General features: G+C 65.4%; 22 protein-coding genes and 2 pseudogenes. 5 read left to right on the plus strand and 19 right to left on the minus strand.

The genetic code is table 11. The features are described 5' to 3' along the window. From I5M_RS20710 to I5M_RS20720, 3 genes and pseudogenes are all read right to left on the minus strand, one after another. A pseudogene (locus tag I5M_RS20710) lies at positions 1-375 on the minus strand (hypothetical protein); the annotation flags it as partial. Continuing rightward, complete coding sequence (locus I5M_RS20715; protein WP_022723146.1) at positions 372-1,949, minus strand: ABC transporter ATP-binding protein; 1,578 nt, start codon at positions 1,947-1,949, stop codon at positions 372-374. The gene I5M_RS20715 and the pseudogene I5M_RS20710, both read right to left, overlap by 4 nt. A gap of 2 nt (positions 1,950-1,951) precedes the next feature. Further along, entirely contained in the window at positions 1,952-2,920 is a 969-nt protein-coding gene (locus I5M_RS20720; RefSeq protein ID WP_022723147.1) for a BMP family protein, read from the minus strand. Positions 2,921-3,249: 329 nt separating this feature from the next. On the opposite strand from I5M_RS20720, the gene I5M_RS20725 reads away from it, so the two are divergent. Both I5M_RS20725 and I5M_RS20730 read left to right on the plus strand, forming a co-directional pair. Continuing rightward, complete coding sequence (locus I5M_RS20725; RefSeq protein WP_022723148.1) at positions 3,250-4,464, plus strand: amidase; 1,215 nt, start codon at positions 3,250-3,252, stop codon at positions 4,462-4,464. Between the two features lie 8 nt (positions 4,465-4,472). After that, positions 4,473-5,141, plus strand: a complete 669-nt coding sequence (locus I5M_RS20730; RefSeq protein ID WP_159104018.1) for a TetR/AcrR family transcriptional regulator — start codon at positions 4,473-4,475, stop codon at positions 5,139-5,141. Between the two features lie 126 nt (positions 5,142-5,267). Here I5M_RS20730 and hppD read toward each other — a convergent pair whose 3' ends face one another. Continuing rightward, complete coding sequence (gene hppD, locus I5M_RS20735; RefSeq protein ID WP_031337232.1) at positions 5,268-6,386, minus strand: 4-hydroxyphenylpyruvate dioxygenase; 1,119 nt, start codon at positions 6,384-6,386, stop codon at positions 5,268-5,270. Between the two features lie 124 nt (positions 6,387-6,510). On the opposite strand from hppD, the gene I5M_RS20740 reads away from it, so the two are divergent. Continuing rightward, a complete protein-coding gene (locus tag I5M_RS20740; protein ID WP_022723151.1) occupies positions 6,511-6,990 on the plus strand; it encodes an Lrp/AsnC family transcriptional regulator in 480 nt (159 codons plus the stop codon). 4 nt (positions 6,991-6,994) lie between these two features. Here I5M_RS20740 and I5M_RS20745 read toward each other — a convergent pair whose 3' ends face one another. Next, the gene (locus I5M_RS20745) at positions 6,995-7,681 is read right to left on the minus strand and encodes a TetR/AcrR family transcriptional regulator (protein ID WP_022723152.1); all 687 of its coding nucleotides are present in this window, start codon (positions 7,679-7,681) and stop codon (positions 6,995-6,997) included. Positions 7,682-7,881: 200 nt separating this feature from the next. On the opposite strand from I5M_RS20745, the gene I5M_RS20750 reads away from it, so the two are divergent. Next, positions 7,882-9,105: an ABC transporter substrate-binding protein gene (locus I5M_RS20750; RefSeq protein ID WP_022723153.1), complete on the plus strand. Its 1,224-nt coding sequence runs from the start codon at positions 7,882-7,884 to the stop codon at positions 9,103-9,105. Positions 9,106-9,162: 57 nt separating this feature from the next. On the opposite strand, the gene I5M_RS32405 is transcribed toward I5M_RS20750, so the two are convergent. The 10 genes from I5M_RS32405 to phnG are packed head-to-tail and all read right to left on the minus strand — an operon-like array spanning position 9,163 to position 16,359. Further along, positions 9,163-9,363 (minus strand): hypothetical protein, encoded by a 201-nt coding sequence (locus I5M_RS32405; RefSeq protein ID WP_148287929.1) that lies wholly within the window; start codon positions 9,361-9,363, stop codon positions 9,163-9,165. A 25-nt stretch (positions 9,364-9,388) separates the two neighbouring features. Beyond that, positions 9,389-10,036: a pyridoxamine 5'-phosphate oxidase family protein gene (locus I5M_RS20760; RefSeq protein ID WP_051048800.1), complete on the minus strand. Its 648-nt coding sequence runs from the start codon at positions 10,034-10,036 to the stop codon at positions 9,389-9,391. Next, positions 10,020-10,604: a phosphonate metabolism protein/1,5-bisphosphokinase (PRPP-forming) PhnN gene (gene phnN, locus I5M_RS20765; protein ID WP_022723156.1), complete on the minus strand. Its 585-nt coding sequence runs from the start codon at positions 10,602-10,604 to the stop codon at positions 10,020-10,022. Before phnN ends, I5M_RS20760 begins: the two co-directional genes overlap by 17 nt. Then, entirely contained in the window at positions 10,601-11,752 is a 1,152-nt protein-coding gene (locus I5M_RS20770) for an alpha-D-ribose 1-methylphosphonate 5-triphosphate diphosphatase (RefSeq protein WP_022723157.1), read from the minus strand. The genes phnN and I5M_RS20770 overlap by 4 nt, the downstream gene beginning before the upstream one ends. Before the next feature lie 18 nt (positions 11,753-11,770). Further along, complete coding sequence (gene phnL, locus I5M_RS20775; RefSeq protein ID WP_022723158.1) at positions 11,771-12,481, minus strand: phosphonate C-P lyase system protein PhnL; 711 nt, start codon at positions 12,479-12,481, stop codon at positions 11,771-11,773. After that, positions 12,481-13,299 carry a phosphonate C-P lyase system protein PhnK gene (gene phnK, locus I5M_RS20780; protein WP_022723159.1) on the minus strand — a complete coding sequence of 273 codons (819 nt, stop codon included), beginning with the start codon at positions 13,297-13,299 and terminating at the stop codon, positions 12,481-12,483. The genes phnL and phnK overlap by 1 nt, the downstream gene beginning before the upstream one ends. After that, positions 13,292-14,170: an alpha-D-ribose 1-methylphosphonate 5-phosphate C-P-lyase PhnJ gene (locus I5M_RS20785; RefSeq protein WP_022723160.1), complete on the minus strand. Its 879-nt coding sequence runs from the start codon at positions 14,168-14,170 to the stop codon at positions 13,292-13,294. Before I5M_RS20785 ends, phnK begins: the two co-directional genes overlap by 8 nt. After that, positions 14,167-15,264 (minus strand): carbon-phosphorus lyase complex subunit PhnI, encoded by a 1,098-nt coding sequence (locus tag I5M_RS20790; protein WP_022723161.1) that lies wholly within the window; start codon positions 15,262-15,264, stop codon positions 14,167-14,169. Before I5M_RS20790 ends, I5M_RS20785 begins: the two co-directional genes overlap by 4 nt. A gap of 3 nt (positions 15,265-15,267) precedes the next feature. Then, positions 15,268-15,870 carry a phosphonate C-P lyase system protein PhnH gene (phnH, locus tag I5M_RS20795; RefSeq protein ID WP_022723162.1) on the minus strand — a complete coding sequence of 201 codons (603 nt, stop codon included), beginning with the start codon at positions 15,868-15,870 and terminating at the stop codon, positions 15,268-15,270. A gap of 3 nt (positions 15,871-15,873) precedes the next feature. After that, a complete protein-coding gene (gene phnG / locus I5M_RS20800) occupies positions 15,874-16,359 on the minus strand; it encodes a phosphonate C-P lyase system protein PhnG (RefSeq protein ID WP_022723163.1) in 486 nt (161 codons plus the stop codon). A gap of 116 nt (positions 16,360-16,475) precedes the next feature. Between phnG and phnF the strand changes: the two genes are divergently transcribed. Further along, a complete protein-coding gene (gene phnF / locus I5M_RS20805) occupies positions 16,476-17,204 on the plus strand; it encodes a phosphonate metabolism transcriptional regulator PhnF (RefSeq protein ID WP_022723164.1) in 729 nt (242 codons plus the stop codon). Between the two features lie 103 nt (positions 17,205-17,307). Here phnF and phnE (I5M_RS20810) read toward each other — a convergent pair whose 3' ends face one another. The 4 genes and pseudogenes from phnE (I5M_RS20810) to I5M_RS20825 all read right to left on the minus strand — a co-directional run. Beyond that, positions 17,308-18,156, minus strand: coding sequence for a phosphonate ABC transporter, permease protein PhnE (gene phnE / locus I5M_RS20810; RefSeq protein ID WP_022723165.1), 849 nt, complete (start codon positions 18,154-18,156; stop codon positions 17,308-17,310). Next, complete coding sequence (phnE, locus tag I5M_RS20815; protein ID WP_022723166.1) at positions 18,153-19,034, minus strand: phosphonate ABC transporter, permease protein PhnE; 882 nt, start codon at positions 19,032-19,034, stop codon at positions 18,153-18,155. Before phnE (I5M_RS20815) ends, phnE (I5M_RS20810) begins: the two co-directional genes overlap by 4 nt. 70 nt (positions 19,035-19,104) lie before the next feature. Beyond that, the gene (gene phnD, locus I5M_RS20820) at positions 19,105-20,046 is read right to left on the minus strand and encodes a phosphonate ABC transporter substrate-binding protein (RefSeq protein ID WP_022723167.1); all 942 of its coding nucleotides are present in this window, start codon (positions 20,044-20,046) and stop codon (positions 19,105-19,107) included. A gap of 85 nt (positions 20,047-20,131) precedes the next feature. Continuing rightward, positions 20,132-20,345 (minus strand): annotated as a pseudogene (locus I5M_RS20825) (phosphonate ABC transporter ATP-binding protein); the annotation flags it as partial.

Raw genomic sequence — 20,345 nt, forward strand, 5'->3', positions numbered from 1 at the left:
CAGGATGAAGGCCAGGCCGAGCGGCAGATCAGCCACATGGCCATAGAGCGCCACCGCTGTGGCGGCGATGCCGCCGACTGCGATCTGGCCCTCGCCGCCGACATTGGTGAGATTGGCGCGGTTGGCGAGCACAAAGCCGAAGCCGACCAGCGCGAACACGCAGGCGCGGTTCAGCGAGGCAGCGAGCGCATAAGGCGAACCGATGGTGCCGTCGATGAACGCCGCGATCGCATCCGGCACCGACACGCCGATCGCCGCGATCAGGATGAGGCCGACGGCGGCGGCGAACGCTACCGCGGCGATCGGGACTAACAGCGACGGCCGCGGCTTGAAGCGCGGTGCGGCAGCTTGTTTCTGCTGATCGAGCGTGGTCATTGCGCCTGCCCCGCCATCATTGCGCCGATCTCCGCCTTGCGGGCCGGATCGGCCGCGCAGGTGCCCATGATCCGGCCGCGATACAGCACCACGATGCGGTCAGCGACGCTGAGGAGTTCGTCGAGTTCGGACGATACCAGCAGCACCGCGATGCCGCGGCCGCAGGCTTCGCGGATGTGGCCGTAGACCGCTGCCACCGCGCCGACGTCGAGGCCACGCGTCGGCTGCGACGCGACGAGGCACGACAGGTTCGGCAGCGTGATCTCGCGCGCCAGCACGGCCTTTTGCTGATTGCCGCCTGACAGGCTCGAAAACGCTGCGCCCGGTCCGCGGGCGCGAACATCGAAGCGCTGCATCAGCGTCGTCGCCTCGCGCTGCAAAGCGGTGCGGTTGAGGAAGCCGAAACGCGTGAACTCGTCGAGGCGGTTGAGATAGATGTTCTCCGCGAGACTCATGCCGAGGACGCAGCCGACCGCGTGGCGATCCTCGGAGACGATGCCGATGCCGGCCGCGGTGATCTCTTTGGGCGAGCGTCCCGTGAGATCGGCCTCGCCGAGATAGAAGTGGCCGGAAGTCGGCGCCATCATGCCGGCCAGCACGGCGGCGAGTTCGCTCTGGCCGTTGCCCTCGACGCCGGCGACGCCGACGATCTCGCCGCGATCGACAGTTAGTGTGAAATTATCGAGCCGGGTGACGCCCTGGCGATCCTTCACCGTCAGCCCGTCGATCTGCAGCGCCTCGACCTTGCTGCGCGGCGGCGGCTGATGGCCGACGTGTTGGACTTTGCCGAGCCCCAGCGTCGACGCCGCGGTGCCGTCGAGCTCGGCGACGTCGCCGTGGATCATCGCCCGCACCAACGCGTCGATATGCTTGGCCGGCGCATCCGAGGTTGCCACGGTGCGACCACCACGCAGCACGGTGACGCGGTCGGCGACTTCCTTGATCTCGGCGAGCTTGTGCGTCACCAGCACAACTGCGCGGCCGCTCGCCGCGACGCGGCGGCAGACCTGCAGCAACGCGGCGATCTCGTCCGGCAGCAGCACCGCGGTCGGCTCGTCGAGCACGAACAGCTGCGGATCGCGGATCAGGCATTTGACGATCTCGACCCGCTGCCGCTCGCCGACCGAGAGGTCGTCGATCTTGGCATTCGGATCGAGCGGCAGACCGTACTCATCTGCCAGCTTGGCGAGCTGCCGCGCGCATTCCTTGCGGTTGAGCACGCCGCGACCGCGGCCGAGCAACACGTTGTCGACGACGCTCATGTCGCCGACCAGGCTGAAATGCTGGTGCACCATGGCGATGCCCTGGGCCAGCGCGTCCGCCGGTCCGGACGGCTGATAGGCGGTGCCGCGATAGCTCATCGCGCCGCCGTCCGGCCGGTACACGCCGAACATCACGTTGCACAGCGTCGACTTGCCGGCGCCGTTTTCACCCAGGATGCAATGCACCTCGCCCGGCCGCAGGTCGAGCGAGACCTCCGACAATGCGGTGAAGCTGCCGAACCGCTTCGTCACCTGAGACAGGCTGAGCAGCGGCGCGGCCGAGACTTCGGCGGCGGGCGAGGTGCTGATCATGGCTAGCCCTTCAGCACCTTGATCTTGCCGTCGCGCAGATCCTTCATGATGGCGTCGAGCTTGGCCTTCTGCTCCGGCGTCGCGCCGCAGATCACCATGTTGGACGCTTCCGGACCCATCTTGAGGCCGAACTCCTTGTAGCCCGGCGCCCAGGTGCCGTTCACAGCCTGGTCGATCGCGTACTGCACCTGATAGCCGGTGCCGGTGATCGAATAGGCGACGTAGAGCGGGTCGGTGCCGCAGCGATCGGTGTAGCTGCCGATGATGTGGGTGCCCTTCTCCTTCGCCGCCTGCTCCATGCCGCGCAGGCCCAGATTGAGAATGTGGTAGTGGATGTCGGCCCCCTGCGCGATCGCCGCCAGCGTCGCTTCCTTGGCCTTGGCGACGTCGTCGAAATCGCCGGTGTAGTTCTCGGTGTATTTGATATTCGGATTGATCGACTTGGCGCCGTTGCCGAATTCCTTGCCGGCATTGACGATCGACGGAATCTCAAGGCCGCCGACATAGCTGATCGCGCCGTTTTTCGACAGCATCGCCGCCGCGGCGCCGGCCACATAGGCGATCTCGGCCTGCTTGACGTCGTAGCCGGCGACGTTCGGGGCGCTCTCGCCGTCATTGCCGCCGACGATCGAGAAGTGCACTTTCGGGAAGCGCTTGGCGATCTTGTACACCGACGCCTGGGTCTGGCCGCCGACGCCGATCACCAGCGTGTTCTTGCTGGCGAGGTTGGTCAGCGCCTGATCCATATCGGCGTAGTTGATGTTTTCGATCATCTGTACCTTGATCTTGTCGCCGTATTTTTTCTCGGCGGCCATCAGGCCGTCGTAGGACGACTCCATCCAGCCCTTGTCGGACTTCGACCCCGGAATCAGGATGCCGACCTTGAGCGGCTCGGCGTGCGCCAGCGTGGCGGACAACGTCAGCGCGCCGGTGAGCAGCGCGGCTTTCAGAACGGAACGGCGTGACCTCATGTGACCCTCTTGGACTGCTGAATTGGCTTCGGCCCGCGAACTTGAGCAAGCGGTATGCCAACAGCACAGCCCATTGATTTTTCAACAGAATATTTTGCGGGCCTCAGCCACAAACAAACAAATGCTTACTTTTTAAGCCGCCGGCTGCGACTATTGTCGAATCTGCAAGCAGAGGGGTCGCGCGCCCCAGAAGCTGGCGTTGATTCTGTTTGCAAATCCCCTCTGGCAGCGAACTTGCAGTCAGGGAGATCGGCACAGTTTGTAGTCGGAACACGTCGTCGGAAGCCGGGCCGCGCACGCCTGAATAAGATCGCATCGGAGACAGCAGGATGAAGACCAACATCAATCAACGGGGAGCGCCTGCGCGCGAGGTCTGCGCATTCGTCCCCGGTCCGCTGCTTCAGGTGCCGCAGACCGCCGCAGGGGCGCTCGACGGACTAACCTTCGCGGTCAAAGACCTGATCGATGTCGCCGGCACCACGACGGGTGGCGGCAATCCGGACTGGCTGCGCACGCATCAGCCCGCGCAGCGTTCCGCCCCCGTGGTCGAGCGATTACTTAGCGCAGGCGCCAGCGTGCGCGGCAAGACCATCACCGACGAACTCGCGTTCAGCCTCGAAGGCGTCAACGAACATTACGGCACGCCGCTCAATCCGGCCTGCCCGGATCGGATTCCCGGCGGCTCGTCATCCGGCTCCGCCTCGGCGGTCGCCGCCGGTCTCGTGGACTTCGCGCTCGGCACCGACACCGGCGGTTCGGTGCGGGTGCCGGCGAGCTTCTGCGGCATCTACGGTATGCGCCCCACCCACAATGCGCTTTCGCTCGACGGCGTTCTGCCGTTCGCGCCGAGCTACGACACCGTCGGCTGGTTCGCGCGGGATCCCGAGATCCTCGCCAAAGTCGGCGACGTCCTGCTGCCGAAAGCCTCGCCTGCACCGATCGAGAAGCTGATTATCGTCAGCGACGCCTTTGCGATCGCCGACGAGCCGGTGGCGGCCGCGCTGCGCGAGGTCTGTCGCGCGCTCGGAGTCACGCAAGAGATCACCGTCTTCGACGGGGCCGAGACCGACTGGTTCGACTGCTATCGCATTCTGCAAGGCACGGAGAATTGGCGCGAGCTGGGGCCGTGGATCAGCGCGACCAAGCCCCGTTTCGGCGAAGCGATAGCGCCGCGCTTTGCAGGCACCGAAGAGATCACCGCCGAAGATGTCGCACGGTGGCAGCCGGTGCGCGACGCTATCCGAGCCAAGCTCCGCACGCAGCTCAGCGTCGGCACCGCCTGGCTGATTCCCACCGCGCCGTGCATCGCGCTGCGCAAGGACGCGCCCGGCGCCGGCGCGCAGATCGGCCCGTTCTACGGGCGCGCGCTGACGTTGACGTCGATCGCCGGCCATGCCGGGCTGCCGCAGATCAACCTTCCCGTCGCGACCGTCGACGGCTGCCCCGCCGGCCTCTCGATCGTCGCAGGCGCAGGCCAGGACCGCGCCTTGCTCGATGCGGCCCGACGGCTTTCCGCGCGTCTCGCTGACCGGACGGCGAAATGACGAACTCGATGACTGATCTCGACACCGAAACTAAACCGCGCCGACGGCCGCGCCGCTCGGCCGAACAGAACCGAGCCGAGATCCTGAAAGCTGCTACCGCCGAATTCGCCACCCACGGCTATGCCGGCGCGCGGATCGACCGCATCGTCAAGAAAGCCGGCTCCAATCCGCGGATGATCTACGAATTGTTCGGCAGCAAGTCGGCGTTGTATGTCGCGACGCTGGAAAGCGCGCTCGGCGCGCTGCGCAGTGAAGAACTCAAGCTGGACCTGATGCATCTCGATCCGCTCGAGGGGCTGCTCAAGCTGTTCGATTTCATGAACGGGCATCTGGAGCGCAACGGCCATCTGGTCAGCCTGCTGCGCAGCGAGAACATGATGAAGGCGCGGCACATGAAGAAGTCGCCGCGCATTCAGGAGATGTCGTCACCGGTGCTCGGCATGACGCAGCGGCTGCTCGCCCGCGGTGTCGCCGAGGGCCGGCTCGCCCCCGATATCGATCCGCTGCGACTCTACGTGATGATTGCCGCACTCAGCCAGTTCCACGTCGCCAATATGCACACGCTGTCGGCAGAGTTCGAATCCGACCTAAGCGCCGCCGACTGGCTGACGCGAAGGCGCAACGACGCCCGCGCCATGCTGGCGGCGTATCTGACGCGGGGGGTGGGGGAAACGTGAACAGTTAGTTGTGGCGGGAGAATTTCCTCGTCATTGCGAGGAGCGAAGCGACGAAGCAATCCAGCTCAGTGCACTGCGCTGGATTGCTTCGCTTCGCTCGCAATGACGGTGAGGCGCGGGCGGTTCTTACGCCGCCTGCTCCGCCTTCAGCACGCCGCGGCGGATCTGGTCCTCCTCGATCGACTCGAACAGCGCCTTGAAGTTGCCTTCGCCGAAGCCGTCGTCGCCCTTGCGCTGGATGAATTCGAAGAAGATCGGGCCGATCGCGTTGGCCGAGAAGATCTGCAGCAGCACCTTGGTCTGGCCGCCGTTCACCACGCCTTCGCCGTCGATCAGGATTCCGTTCTTCTGCAGGCGGGCGATATCCTCGCCGTGCTGCGGCAGCCGCGCGTCGATCTTTTTGAAGTACGTCTCAGGCGGCGACGGCATGAACGGCAGGCCGGCGCTGCGCAGACCTTCAACCGTCGCGTAGATGTCGCGGCAGCCGCAGGCGATGTGTTGGATGCCTTCGCCGCGATACAGAGTGAGATACTCTTCGATCTGTCCGGAATCGCCGGCGTCCTCGTTGATCGGAATCCGGATCTTGCCGTCCGGGCTGGTCAGCGCCCGCGAGAACAGGCCGGAGGCGCGGCCTTCGATGTCGAAGAAGCGGATCTGCCGGAAGTTGAACAGCTTGGTATAGAACCCGGTCCACACATCCATGCGGCCGCGATGGACATTGTGGGTCAGATGGTCGATGTAGTAGAGCCCCTCGCCCGCCGGCCGCGCGTTAGGGGCGCCTACCCAGTCGAACTCGGCGTCGTAGGCAGAGCCCTTCGCGCCGTAGCGATCGACGAAATACAAGAGACTGCCACCGATGCCCTTGATGGCCGGCACGTCGAGCGTCTTCTGCGCCGCCGTCACATCGGCCGGTTCGGCGCCGAGCGCGATCGCGCGCTCATAGGCCTGCTCGGCATCGACGACACGGAACGCCATCGACGGCGCGCACGGGCCGTGCGCAGTAACGAAGTCAGTGCCGTGGCTGCCGGGCTGCTCGTTGACCAGATAGTTGACGTCGCCCTGGCGATAGACCGAGATCGCTTTGCTGCGATGCTTGGCCACGAGGGTGAAGCCCATCAGGTTGAACAGCGTGTGGAGCTGCGCCGGATCGCGATGGGCGAATTCGACGAACTCGAACCCGTCGGTGCCCATTGGATTGTCGGCGCTGATCGTGGCCGGCTGCGCATCGTGCGGAAATGGTCCCATCGGCGGCTCCTCCAGATTTGGCTTGAGCACGCATCATTGCTCGAACGGCGCGCAAGAGGCGTGCAAACGCGAGCCATTTGCGCTAGCCTATGCACGATGTGTGCATGAATGGTGGCTTTGACGCATGATCTCGATCGATGCATTCGACCTCAAGATGCTCAGCGCTCTGCAGGAAGACGGCCGCCTGACCAACCAGGAATTGGCCGACCGGGTGCAGCTGTCGCCGTCGCAATGCTCGCGGCGGCGGATGCGACTCGAGCAGGACAACGTCATCACCGGCTATCGCGCCGAGTTGGCGGGCGAAGCGCTCGGCTTCGGCGTCGTCGCCTTCATCCAGGTGACGCTGGCGACGCACTCGCCCGACAACGCTAAGAAATTCCGCGCGCTGATCGGTCGCATCGATGAAGTCCAGGAAGCCTACTCGCTGACCGGCGACGCCGACTACGTCATCAAGGCCGTGCTACGCGATCTCAAGGGCCTGTCCGACCTCGTCAACAACGTCCTGATGCCGCACCAGAGCGTCGCCCATGTGCGATCGTCGATCGTGCTGGATCGGCTGAAGGAAAGCTCGAAGCTGCCGCTGAAACAGCTTGCGGCTAGCTGAGACCTCAGGCCCGTTTGTTGCGTGCGTACACCGCCTGCAATCCCGCGGCCATGAAGGTCACGAACCGCTCGCGCACCGCGTCGAAATCGTCCGACGAACAGCGGCCGCCCGACAACCGGTCGATGCGGCCGGTGCGCGACATGATCAGCGAATAGGCCCCGGACGTGAATTGGAAGCTCCAGAACAGGTCTTCGGGAGTCGCGTCCGGCAGCGCCTTCTGCAGCAGTGCCACCAGCCGCAGCACCACTGGGTCGAGATGGATGTCCATCTGCTCGGCGCCATAGCCGGGCGCGTTATTGACCTGCGCGAAGATGCGGCCGAAGGCGCGCCAGCCGGCTTCGTCGTCGCTGTGCACTTGGAACGCGCCATCGTAGTAAGCGTGCAGCACGCCTTCGATGGTCGGCTGATCGCCGGCCTCCGCCTCGTAGGCATCGAGCGCGGCGGTGCGCGCCGCAACTGCGCCGGCCATGCGGCGCTCGAACACGGCGTCGAACAGCGCCTGCTTGCCGTCGAAGTAGTAGTGGATCAGCGCCGGATGGATGCCCATCCGGTCGGCGACGTCCTTGATGGTCACGCCGAAATAGCCGCGCTCCGCAAACAGCTCCTCGCTGGTGTCGAGGATGGTCTTGACGCTGGCGGCGCGTTGCTCGGCGCGCGTCCGACGCCCTTCGCGACCCGGCGCTGCTGGCATGATTGTCCGCCTTCCCTACCCGGGCGCCGCCCTGGATCGACGCCAAGTCCGACGATGCGTTTCCAGCCCACGCCCGGTCAAGACGACGCAACAAATTCATTTAGCACTAAATGAATGAACTTGACCTATCCGGATTTCAGACCGAAGCTAGCGGCAATCAACAGCCGGCGGGGATCAGCGACCGGTTCGGAGGAAACGCCATGACTTTGTCCCGGACGACGGCAGCCGCCGTCGCGCTGCTGCTCGCCACCACGCTCGCCACGCCGTCGTTTGCCGAGAAGAAATACGATCCGGGCGCCAGCGACACCGAAATCAAGGTCGGCCAGACCATGCCGATGAGCGGCCCTGCGTCCGCCTTCGGCAACATCGCCAAGGTCGAGGCCGCCTATATCCGGATGATNCACGAGCAGGGCGGCGTGGGCGGCCGCAAGGTCAATCTGATCCAGTACGACGACGCCTATTCGCCGCCGAAGACCGTCGAGCAGATCCGCAAGCTGGTCGAGAGCGACGAAGTGCTGCTCACGTTCCAGATCATCGGCACCGCGCCGAACGCCGCAGTGCTGAAATATCTGAACGCCAAGAAGGTGCCGCAACTGTTCGCCGCCACCGGCGCCGCGCGCTTCAGCGACCCGAAGCAATTTCCGTGGACGATGGGCTTCAACCCGAGCTACTTCGTCGAGGGCCGGATCTACGGCCAGTTCATCCTGAAGGAACATCCCGACGCCAAGGTCGGCGTGCTCTACCAGAACGACGATCTCGGCAAGGACTATCTGGCCGGCCTCAAGGCCGGGCTCGGCGACAAGGCCGCCAAGATGATCGTCGCCGAAGCGTCCTACGAACTCAGCGAGCCGACCATCGATTCGCAGATCTTGAAGATCAAGGATTCCGGCGCCGACCTGTTGTTCAGCGCCGCCACGCCCAAGCAGGCCGCGCAAGCGATCAAGAAGATCTACGAGATCGGCTGGCATCCGATCCACATCATCGACATCAACGCCGGCTCGATCGGTCAGGTGCTCAAGCCTGCCGGGCTCGAAGCTTCCAAGGGCGTGATCAGCGTCGGCTATGTCAAGGAGCACGACGATCCGCAGTGGGCGAACGATCCCGGCAACATGCGCTATCGGGCCTTCATGGCAAAGTACTATCCGGACGGTGACAGCAATTCGAGTTTCAACGTCTACGGCTACATCACCGCGCAGCTGTTGGTGCACGTGTTGAAAGCCTGCGGTGACAATCTAACCCGCGACAACGTGATGTATCAGGCCACCCACATGACCAACGTACCGCTCGACATGCTGCTCCCCGGCATCAGCGTCACCACCACCCCGACCGACTACCGCGTCAACAAGCAGTTCCAGATGGCGAAGTTCGACGGCGAGAAGTGGGTACGCTTCGGCGACATCGTGACAGATCAGGGGAAGGAGTGAGGTTCAAATGCTGGCGACGCTGAATGCCTCGCCACCTACGCCCTGACGCCAATTCCGTCATTGCGAGCGAAGCGAAGCAATCCAGCTCAGTGCACCGGGCTGGATTGCTTCGTCGCTGCGCTCCTCGCAATGACGTGGATGGGCTTCACTCATCCCAACTTCGTCATGGCCGGACTTGTCCCGGCCATCCACGTTCTTGCTCCGCGGATAGGCGAAGACGTGGATGCCCGGGACGAGCCCGGGCATGACGGATTTCAATGCTGAGTTCCTGCGTGGATCATCCTTACCACATCGACGCCTTGGCGCGTTCGGGCCAAGCACGGTCGTAATCTTCGCCGCCGACGCGGCCGTCCGTCATCGAGGCGAGGATTTCGCCGGGGGTCGGCAGGCTGTCGGCGTCGACCTGTTTGCTCGGGTCCCAAAGGCCGGAGCGGATCAGGGCGCGGCCGCACTGGAAGTAGATTTCCTCGACGGTCATCACCAGCACGGTGCGCGGCGCCTTGCCTTCGACGCAGAACGACGCGCGCAGCGCTTCGTCGGCAGTGATGGCACCGCGGCCGTTGATGCGCACCGCGTTGGTGCAGCCCGGAATCAGCAACATCAGCGCGACGCGCGGGTCTCGCACCACATTGCGCAGTGAATCGATGCGGTTGTTGCCGCGGCGATCCGGGATCAGCAGCGTGGTGTCGTCGTGAATGCGGATGAAGCCCGGCACGTCGCCGCGCGGCGAACAATCGATGCCTTCCGGGCCGATGGTGGCGAGTGCCGCGAACGGCGCCTTCTCGATCAGCGTGCGATACGCGGGGGTGATGTGGTGCGCGACCTTCTCGGTCGAGGCCGCATTCGGCACACCGTAGATTGCCTCCAGCGCCTCGACGGTTTCGACCACCGGAAACAGCGGAGAAGTGGCGGGGTTAGTCCTGGCGTCCATGCCGAATGATCCTCGCAAGTTCCTGGGCATGATCGGCTATCGGGCCGACGTTGTTGATAATCTCATCGGCCGCCGCATCGACACTGCGGCCCACCCGCTCCTGAATGCTGCCGTCGCTGCTGCGCGCCCGTGCGGCTATGCGGGCCGCCAGAACTTCGGCCGGCGCGGTGATCAGCACCACCACGACATTATCATAGGCCTCGCGAGCCGCTACAATCACTGTCCGAGACACATTCGCCACGACGGTCCGCCCGGCGCGCAGATCGTTGTCGAGGCTGCGCGGCAGGCCGTAGGCGTGACCATGGGCCTCCCAGTGCAAGGCGAGTTGGTCGTCCGCGAGAAGGGCGCGAAACTGATCGGGCGAGACCTGGATGTTGTCTTCCGCCGCCGAGGCGGCACGCGTCACGATACGGCGCGGAAACACGATGCTGCTGTCTTCTCCGCACAGCGTATGCGCGGCGTCGATCAGCGTATCCTTGCCGGCGCCGGACGGGCCGACGATCAGCACGAGCCGGCCCGGACCGATCCGAGCCGACGTCTTGCGTAAGCTCGCCGCCGCTTCCGTCATGCCACCCGCACGCCCTCGCGCCACACGCTCCGCACCGCCGGCAGCCCGCGCGCGACATGCACCCGGATCAAATCCGCACGCCGGCCGACAGCAATCTCGCCGCGATCAACAAGACCGACAGCCTCCGCCGGAGTCTTGGTGACGGTGCGCACCGCGGTGGCCAGATCGATGCTGCGGACATGATCGGGCAGCCGCAGCGCGCCGAGCAGCAGGCTCGACGGAACGTAGTCGGATGACAGGATGTCGAGCAAGCCTTCCTGAGCCAGTTCGACGGCGGCGATGTTGCCGGAATGCGAGCCGCCGCGCACCACGTTGGGCGCGCCCATCAGGATATCGATGCCGGCCTGATGCAGCGCCCGCGCCGCTTCCAGCGTGGTCGGAAACTCCGCCACCGCGACGCCGTCGCGGATCGCGTCGGAGACGTTTTCCTCGGTGGTGTCGTCATGGCTCGCCAGCGGCACGTTGTACTGCTTGGCCAGCGCGACGATCTCTACCATGTTCTGCGCCGCATAGGCCTGCTGATTGGCCAGGCGCCGGGCGAACAACACGTCGAGCTCGGCGTCGGTCTTGCCGGCGCCCTTGCCGCGATAGTAATCGCGCAGCTTGCCCTCGTCACGGAACTGGCGCTGGCCCGGCGTGTGATCCATCAGCGACATCAGCCGCACGTCGGGACGATCGACCAGCTCCTTGGCCTCCTCGACGACGCTGGGCATCGGGATCTCGCAGCGCAGGTGCAGGAAGTGATCGGCGCGCAGCAGATCGGCATCGCGCGCAGCCGAGATCGCTTCGGCCAGCACACCGGCACGGCCATCGACTTCCTCGGCGCCCTGTTCGCGCCAGACCCGGAGCGAATCCAGCACGGTGGTGATGCCCGAGGTCGCCAGCTGGCCGTCATAGGATACGACGGCGGACAGCGGGTCCCAGAACACTTTCGGCCGCGGCAGATAATGCGCCTCGAGATGATCGGTGTGGAGTTCAACGAGGCCCGGCATCAGCAGCTCGCCGCGCATGTCTTCGGCGCCGGCTCGATCGCCTTCGCCGAATTCGGCGATCTTGCCGCCCGCGATCGCGATCCAGCCGCGCTCGATCACCCGATCGGCCAGTACCAGCTTCGCGTTGCCGAGCAACAGGTCCTGCGGTTCACTCATGTGTTCTTTCTCTTGTCGTTAGGCCGCGGCTGCAAATGACGTGACGTCGACAATGCGGTCGGCGATCTGCGCGCGCACCTCGTCGTCGTGGACGATGGCGATGATCGCCGTGCCGCGCGCCTTGGTTTCGGCGATCAGTTCGACGACCACTTTGCGGTTGTTGGCATCGAGCGATGCGGTCGGCTCGTCGAGCAGCAGGATGGGCCGATGCGCCAGGAAGCCGCGGGCGATGTTGACGCGCTGCTGTTCGCCGCCCGAGAACGTCGCCGGCGGCAGGCCCCACAGCCGCTCCGGAATGTTGAGCCGGCGCAGCAGCACGCCGGCCTTTTCTCGCGCCTCTTCGCGCGATTCGCCCTGCACCACCAGCGGCTCGGCGACGACGTCGATCGCCGCGACGCGCGGCACCGCGCGCAGGAACTGGCTGACATAACCGATCGTGTCGCGGCGGGCCGCAAGAATTTCGCGCGGCTGCGCTGTGGCGATATCGAGCGCGGCGCCACTCTGCGTGATCCGGATCGCGCCGGCATCACAGCGATAATTGCCGAAGATCATCTTCAGGATCGACGACTTGCCAGCGCCGGACGGGCCCGACAGCACGACGCATTCTCCGGCCTGCACGGTGAAGCTGACGCCGCGCACCACCGGCAGCGTCACGCCGCCCTGCAGGTGCATGACGAAGCTCTTCTGCGCATTGTCGACGACGAGAGCGGGAGTTGTGGCCATGGTCATCACGCCGGCAGGATCGAGGAGACGAGAAGTTGTGTGTAGGGCTCGCGCGGGTCGTCGAGCACCTGGTCGGTCAGCCCGGTCTCGATGACGCGGCCGGATTTCATCACCAGGATGCGATGCGACAGCAGCCGCGCCACTGCGAGATCGTGCGTCACCACAATGGCGGCGAGGCCAAGCTCGGTGACGAGGCTGCGCACCAGATCGAGCAGCCGCGCCTGCACCGAGACATCGAGGCCGCCGGTCGGCTCGTCCATGAACACGAGGCGCGGGCCGGTGACGAGATTGCGGGCGATCTGCAGCCGCTGCCGCATGCCGCCGGAATACGTGCGCGGCGCATCGTCGATGCGGCTGGTGTCGATCTCGACGCGTTGCAGCCAGTCGCTGGCGGTGTCGCGAATGCGGCCGTAGTGATTCCAGCCGATTGCCATCAGCCGCTCGCCGACATTGGCGCCGGCCGAGACCGCCATGCGCAGGCCCTGCGCCGGGTCCTGGTGCACGAAGCCCCAGTCGGTGCGCAGCAGCAATCGGCGCTCGGCTTCGCCGAGCGCGGCGAGATCGCGGAGCACGCCGTCGCGCATCCGATAGGAGACGCGGCCGGCGCTCGGCGCCAGCTGTGCCGACAGCATCTGCAGCAGCGTCGATTTGCCCGAGCCGGACTCGCCGACGATCGCCAGCACCTCGCCGGGATAAAGCTCGAACGAAACGCCGCGGCAGGCATCGATGCGGCCGTAGCGCTTCGACAGGCCGTCCGCAATCAGCAACGGCTGATCGGTCGCGGCGACCTTGTCGTCGTGAGACACCGAGACACGATCAAGCATCGGCGGCCTCCATCGGGGCAGACTCCGTGCCGGTGTGGCCCTGCGCTCGCCGCCCTTCGCAGTAGTCGGTATCGGAACAGACGAACATCCGCCCGCCGCGATCGTCGGTGACGATTTCGTCGAGATATGAATCCTCGGCGCCGCACAGCGCGCAGGGCGCGTTCTGGCGATAGCGTGTGAACGGGTGATCCTCGAAATCCAGCGACACCACCTGCGTGTAAGGCGGGATCGCGTAGATGCGCTTCTCGCGGCCGGCGCCGAACAGCTGCAGCGCCGCGCAATCGTTCATCTTGGGATTGTCGAATTTCGGCGTCGGCGACGGGTCCATCACGTAGCGGCCGGCGACTTTCACCGGATAGGCGTAGGACGTGGCGATGTGGCCGAACTTGGCGATGTCCTCGTACAGCTTGACATGCATCAGCCCGTATTCGGCGAGCGCATGCATGCGGCGCGTCTCGGTCTCGCGCGGCTCGAGGAAGCGCAGCGGCTCCGGAATCGGCACCTGATACACCAGCACCTGACCCTCGTGCAGCGTCGTTTCCGGGATGCGATGCCGCGTCTGGATCACGCTCGCCGCCGGCGTCGATGTCGTGGTGGCGACGCCAGCGGTCTTGGCGAAGAATTTGCGGATCGAGATCGCGTTGGTGGTGTCGTCCGAGCCCTGGTCGATAACTTTCAGCGTATCATCCGGGCCGAGAATCGACGCCGTCACCTGCACGCCGCCGGTGCCCCAGCCGTACGGCATCGGCATTTCGCGGCTGGCGAACGGCACCTGATAGCCGGGGATCGCGATCGCTTTCAGGATCGCGCGGCGGATCATCCGCTTGGTCTGCTCGTCCAGATAAGCGAAGTTGTACGACGCCTCGATCATTCGGCGGCCTCCTGCATCTGCGGCGCCGCCTGTTCGAAATCGGCGCGCAGCTTGCGCAGCAGCCCGAGCTCCGACTGGAAGTCGACATAATGCGGCAGCTTGAGGTGTTCGACAAAGCCGGTCGCCTGGACGTTGTCGGAGTGCGACATCACGAACTCTTCGTCCTGGGCCGGCGCCTTGACGTCTTCGCCGAGTTCGCTGGCACGCAGCGCGCGATCGACCAGCGCCATCGACATCGCCTTGCGCTCGCTCTGGCCGAAAGCGAGGCCATAGCCGCGGGTGAAGCGCGGCGCCTCGGTCGCCGAGCCCTTGAACTGATTGACCATCTGGCATTCGGTCAGCGCGATGCTGCCGAGCGGCACCGCGAAGCCGGCATCTTCGGCCTCGAAGTACACGTCCACTTCACCGAACCGGATTTCGCCGGCGAAGGGATGGTTGCGGCCGTAGCCGCGCTGGGTCGAATAGCCGAGCGCCAGCAGAAAGCCCTCGTCGGCGCGGGCGAGATTCTGCAGGCGCAGATCGCGATCGGCCGGGAAGTTCAGCGGCTCGCGGGTGAGATCGCCGACCGGCGCATCGTCCGCGGCCACCGGCGAGTCCTCGATCAGCCCGTCCTGGCGCAGGATGTCGGTGACGCGCGGCGTCGGTGCATCGCTCGCCTCGGCGCTCGCCGGCTCGGCCGGATCGCAGCTACCGGCGAGTTGAGGATCGAGCAGGCGGTGCGTGTAGTCGAAGGTCGGCCCGAGAATCTGACCGCCCGGAATATCCTTGAAGGTCGAGGAGATGCGGCGCTGGATCGCCATCGCGCCGGTGTCGACTGGCTCGGAGGCGCCGAACCGCGGCAGCGTGGCGCGAAAGGCACGCACCAGAAAGATCGCCTCGATCAGATCGCCGCGGGCCTGCTTGATGGCCAGCGCGGCGAGCTCGCGGTCGTACAATGACCCCTCGCTCATCACCCGGTCGACGCCGAGCGCGAGTTGCTCGGAGATCTGATCGAGCGTCAGCTCCGGCACCGCCCGGTCGCCGCGGCGCGTATCTGCGAGCAGCCGGTGCGCGTTGTCGATGGCGCGCTCACCACCTTTGACGGCCACATACATGCGTCAATCTCCCTCGACGAGTCGTGTGGTACGTGGAATCGCAACGATGCGATCGTCGTCGACCAGCACGACATCGATGCCACGCGGAAACAACGTGGCGTTGACGGCGAGACGATCGAACAAGTCGGCCGTTTGCAGCGAAGCCTGAAATTGCGTCTCGCCTTTGATCCCAGGCCCCTGCAGACGAAACGCCTCGCCAGCGCCAAGGCCCGCGACCTGGATGATCAGCGTCGTCGAGCGATCCGGATATTCGGCGGTTCCGAGAGCAAAGCTGTCCAACGACGGCAGCGCGTCAGCCGCACCAATCAGCGCGAAGCTCGCGGCTGATGGATCGCTGGTCAGCGGCGCGCCGGTGTGAAACTTCAGCCAGCGCGCGACCTCTCCCGCCTCGGCCATCGTTTTGTCGAGCCAGATCGGCGTGTCGTGATCGAACAGCGCGAGCGCCAGCGCCGCGCTGCCGCGCATCAGCGGCGACGGCGTGCCGGATGCGGCGGCGATGCGCTGGATGCTGCCGGGCCGCGCCATCGCGTCCATGATGGTGCGGAAGACCGATTGCGATGCCAACACCGGATCGGCAAAGCCGGCGGCAAGCTCGGTAATGCTCATGACTCAGCCCTCCCCGCGCACCAGCGTGTAAAAATCGACCTTGGTGGCTGCCGTCTGCCGCGCCTTCTCCAAGCGTCGCGCTTCGAGTTCGGCACGCAGCGGCGCGATCACTTGCGTCTCGATCGCCGCGGCATGACCGGCGGATTGTAGCAGCGCGTCGCACAGCGCGATCAGCCTGGCTTTGGTGCGGTCTCGGCCCAGCGTATAGCCGAAGCCGACCTCGCCGCTGGCGAGCCGCAGCGCCGCGCGCGACACCGTCGCTTCACCGAGATTGAACGCCGCGCCGTCGCCGCCGACTCGGCCGCGCAGCATTACCAACCCCTGCTCCGGCTCGCGCAGCATCGTGAACGCCGGCAGCGCGCCGAGGTCGCCAAGCCTGGCGTCGATCGCCGCCGCCTCACAGGCGGCCAGCACCGCCATCGCGGCCTGCCGCCGCGCCACCGGCAGCTTCGCTGCCTGATCCGAACTCTCCGCCTGCACTGTTTTCATCGGCCACTTGCCCGATTTAAGTTGTCTATGTTATTAGACAACTCTCATAGAGGCGCAAGATGAAAACTTCATGACGAGACAGCCGAGGCGGCGATGATCACGAAGGCTTGTGCGCGATGAGTACCGAGGCGGCGACCTCAGGCGTTGCGCTGTGGCGACGGGTGGCGGACGGCATCGAGCTCGCGATCGCCGACGGCCGTTACTTGCCCGGCGGCAAATTGCCGGGCGAAACCGAGATCGCCGAAAGCTACGGCGTCAATCGCCACACCGTGCGCCGCGCACTCGCGGCGCTTGCAGAGCGCGGCCTGGTCCGCGCCGAGCGCGGCAGCGGCACCTTCGTGCGCAGCCAGCGCATCGCCTATCCGCTGCGCACGCGCACGCGGTTTTCCGAGATCATCGGCGCCGGCGGTCGCGAGCCGCGCGGCCAGCTGATCGCCGCCGTCGACGAACCGGCAACCGGCGCGCTCGCCGGCCAGCTCGATCTCAAGACCGGCGCTCCGCTGATCCGCCTCGAGGCGCTACGCAGTGCCGACGGGGTGCCGATCAGCCTCGCCACCACCTGGGTGTCGGCGGCACGTTTTCCCGACGCGCCGCGCATCTTCGCCACGACGCGGTCGATGACCAAGGTGCTGGCGCATTACGGCTATGACGACTATCGCCGGCTGTCGACGCGCATCACCGCCTCGATCGTCGACGCCACCGATGCGTCGCGGCTCGAATTACAGGCCGGCCGGCCGGTGCTGGTCGTCGAGAGCATCGACGTCGCCGCGGATGGCACGCCGCTCCTCACCACCCGCGCCCGCTTTGCGGCAGAGCGCGTGGAGTTCTTGGTGGAGGGGGATTAGCGGGCGCTCGTCATTGCGAGGAGGCGAAGCCGACGAAGCAATCCAGCCCGGTGCACTTAGCTGGATTGCTTCGCTACGCTCGCAATGACGGAAAGAGCAGCGCTCACGTCACCGCACGCTTGCCGATGATGGCAAACCGCAACCGCGTGGAGATGAAATCGATCGCCGCCACGGCAACCAAAATCATCAGGATCAGGAACGACACTTTCTGCCATTCCAGCACGCGGATCTGCTCGGCGAGTTGCAGGCCAATGCCGCCGGCGCCGACGATGCCGATGATGGTGGCCGAGCGGGTGTTGGATTCGATGAAGTACAGCACCTGGCCGGCGATCACCGGCAGCACCTGCGGCAGCAGGCCGAAGCGGATTTCATGCAGCTTGTTGCCGCCGGCGGCGCGGACGCCTTCGACCTGCTTGCGGTCTGCCGTCTCGATCGCTTCAGAGAACAGTTTGCCGAAGGCGCCGCAATCCGACACGGCGATCGCCAGAACGCCGGCGAACGGGCCGAGCCCGACGACGTTGATCCACACCAGCGCCCAGATCAGCACGTCGATGCCGCGAATCGTATCGAGAAATCGTCGCACCGGAAACCGGATCAGCTGCGTCGGCACGATGTTGCGCGCCGCCAGAAAGCTGAAGGGGAGCGCCAGCAGCGCAGCCAGCGTGGTGCCGAGCAGCGCGATCGACAGCGTTTCGCCCATCGCTTTGAGATAGGTCGGCAGCGACGAGCCGGGGTCCGGCGGGATCATCAGCAGCGTGAACCAGCCGAGCTGGCCGAGCCCGGACCAGATGCGCTGCGGTGAAAAATCGAGGTCGATCAGCCCGAAGATCAGCAGCGCCAGCGCCGCTAATCCAATTCCCGGCTTCGCCAGGCGCGAAGCCGTCGGGGGCCCGAACACAGCGGGATGCCGCAGCTTCAAGGCCGCGAGGTCGGGCTCGGCCTGCATGGTCATGTGCGCTCTCCGCCGAACAGGCGGCTGCGAATCCAGCCGGTCGAGATGTCGATCACAAATACCGTGACGATGATCAGCAACAAGATGGCGCTGACGTCGGAGTAGTAGAACTTGCGGATCGCCACCACGAGTTCCTGGCCGATGCCGCCGGCGCCGACGAAGCCCATCACCGACGCGCCGCGGACGTTGATCTCGAACCGCAGCAGCGTGTAGCTGGCGAATCCGGCGATCGCCTGCGGCAGCACCGCGAAGCGCATGCAGGCGATCCAGCCGGCGCCGGTCGAGCGCACGCCCTCGACCGGCTTCATGTCGATGTTCTCGACGATCTCGGCAAACTGCTTGGCCAGCGCACCGGTCGAATGGATCGCGATCGCCAGCACGCCGGCCATCGGGCCCAGTCCGAACGCGATCACGAACACCAGTGCGAACACGATGTCAGGCACGGTGCGGCAGACTTCGAGGAAGCGGCGGACAACGAACATCAGCCACGGCCGCGGCGCCGTGTTGCGCGCCGCCACGAAGTTCAGCAGCAGCGCCAGCATGGCGCCGCTCAGCGTTCCTACATAGCTGATCAGCAAGGTCTCGCCGAGCAGCTTCAGCCAATTCCGCCAGCCCCAGAACCACTCGGCCGGATCGGTCCAGACCCGGGCGCCGCTGTCGAGCCGGAATATGCGATCGAAATAGCTGAAGAAATTGCCGAACTTTTCGACGAACGTCGTCAGATCGACTTCGGCTCCGACAGCAGCGAGCAGCAGCGCCAGCACGGCAACGCCGACGAACAGCGCAGCGCGCCGTCGCCGCCGCGCCTGGGCGCTGCGATAGGCTGCATTCAGAGCCGCGAGCTGCGACTCGGGAAGCAGCGAGATAGCGAGTGCCATTCAGAAGCCTTCAGTGACCAAAAAATAAGGCCGGATCCCGAAGGACCCGGCCCGTGAAGCGATCAGAGGATCAGGATGCTTTCTTCTTGCGCAGCGCGTCGACGAACTTGATCAGCTGGATCGTCGCATCCCAGTCCTTGGTGGTGGCCGGATGGAAGCCGAGCTTCTGACCGTCGGACAGCCGGTCGAACACGTCCTTCTCCTTGGTCGGCGCTTCCATGAACGCCTTGGTGATCGCCGCCTTGAGATCGTCCGGCAGATCGGCGTTGTAGGCGTAGGGGCCGTTCAGGATCGGCGCCGACTTGTGGATGACGCGGAAGTCGTCCTTCTTCATCGGCGTGCCGTCGGCATTCTTCAGCATGCCTTTGTGCAGCATCTGCGCCAGCGTCGAGTCGTCTTCGCTGGTCCACTGATTGGCGGCGACATCGACGGTGCCCTGCGCCAGCGCCAGAATGGCGTTCTCGTGGCTGCCGGTGAAGACCACCTTGCCGAAATAGCCTTCGGCGTCAGCGATACCCATCTTGTCGAGTTCGAAGCGCGGCACGTTGTTGCCGGACGTCGAATTCGGATCGACCAGGCCGAGGTTCTTGCCCTTGAGGTCGTCGATCGCCTTGTACGGGCTGTTCGCCTTGACGAAGAACACCGAGTAGTAACCGGTCGAACCGTCCTTGTTGATGTCGTTGGCGAAGGCTTCGGTCTTCACGCCTGTGAGGCGGGCGCGCGCGAACGAAGCCGAGCCGTAGCTGGCGATCTGGATGTTGCCGGAGCGCTGGCCTTCGATCACGGCCGCGTAGTCGTTGGCGATGCGCAGGTTCACCTTGACGCCGAGTTCCTTGGACAGATAGGCGACGAACGGCGTCCAGCGTTCGGTGACGCCCGAGGCGTTCTCAGCCGGCACCACCGCGAAGGTGAGCTCCGGATACTTGGTCTTGTAGTCCTGCGCCGACGCGGCGGACGCGGTGAGCGCCAGCGCGGCGGCGGCGAGCAGAACGGATCGGCGGTCGATGGTCATCGTGACACCCCTGTTTGTTTTAACGATGTAGTCGAACGATCATGGACGCGGCGTGCACCGGACACGCAGCGGCGGAACGCGGCAATCAGGCCGCGACCGTGCCGAGTTCCGGCAATCCGGCGGGAACCGGCGCATGCAGCGGCATGTTACCGAGCACTTCGTTGGCTTCGAGATCGTAGAGTTCGCGAGCGATCGAATCGGTGAGTTCGGCCGGCACGCCGTCGAACACCACGCGGCCGGATGGCATGCCAATCAGCCGGTCGCAATAAGTGCGCGCCAAATCGAGCGATGCAGTGCAG

It is taken from the genome of Rhodopseudomonas sp. B29 (assembly GCF_000333455.1).
In the GTDB taxonomy this organism is placed as follows: domain Bacteria; phylum Pseudomonadota; class Alphaproteobacteria; order Rhizobiales; family Xanthobacteraceae; genus Rhodopseudomonas.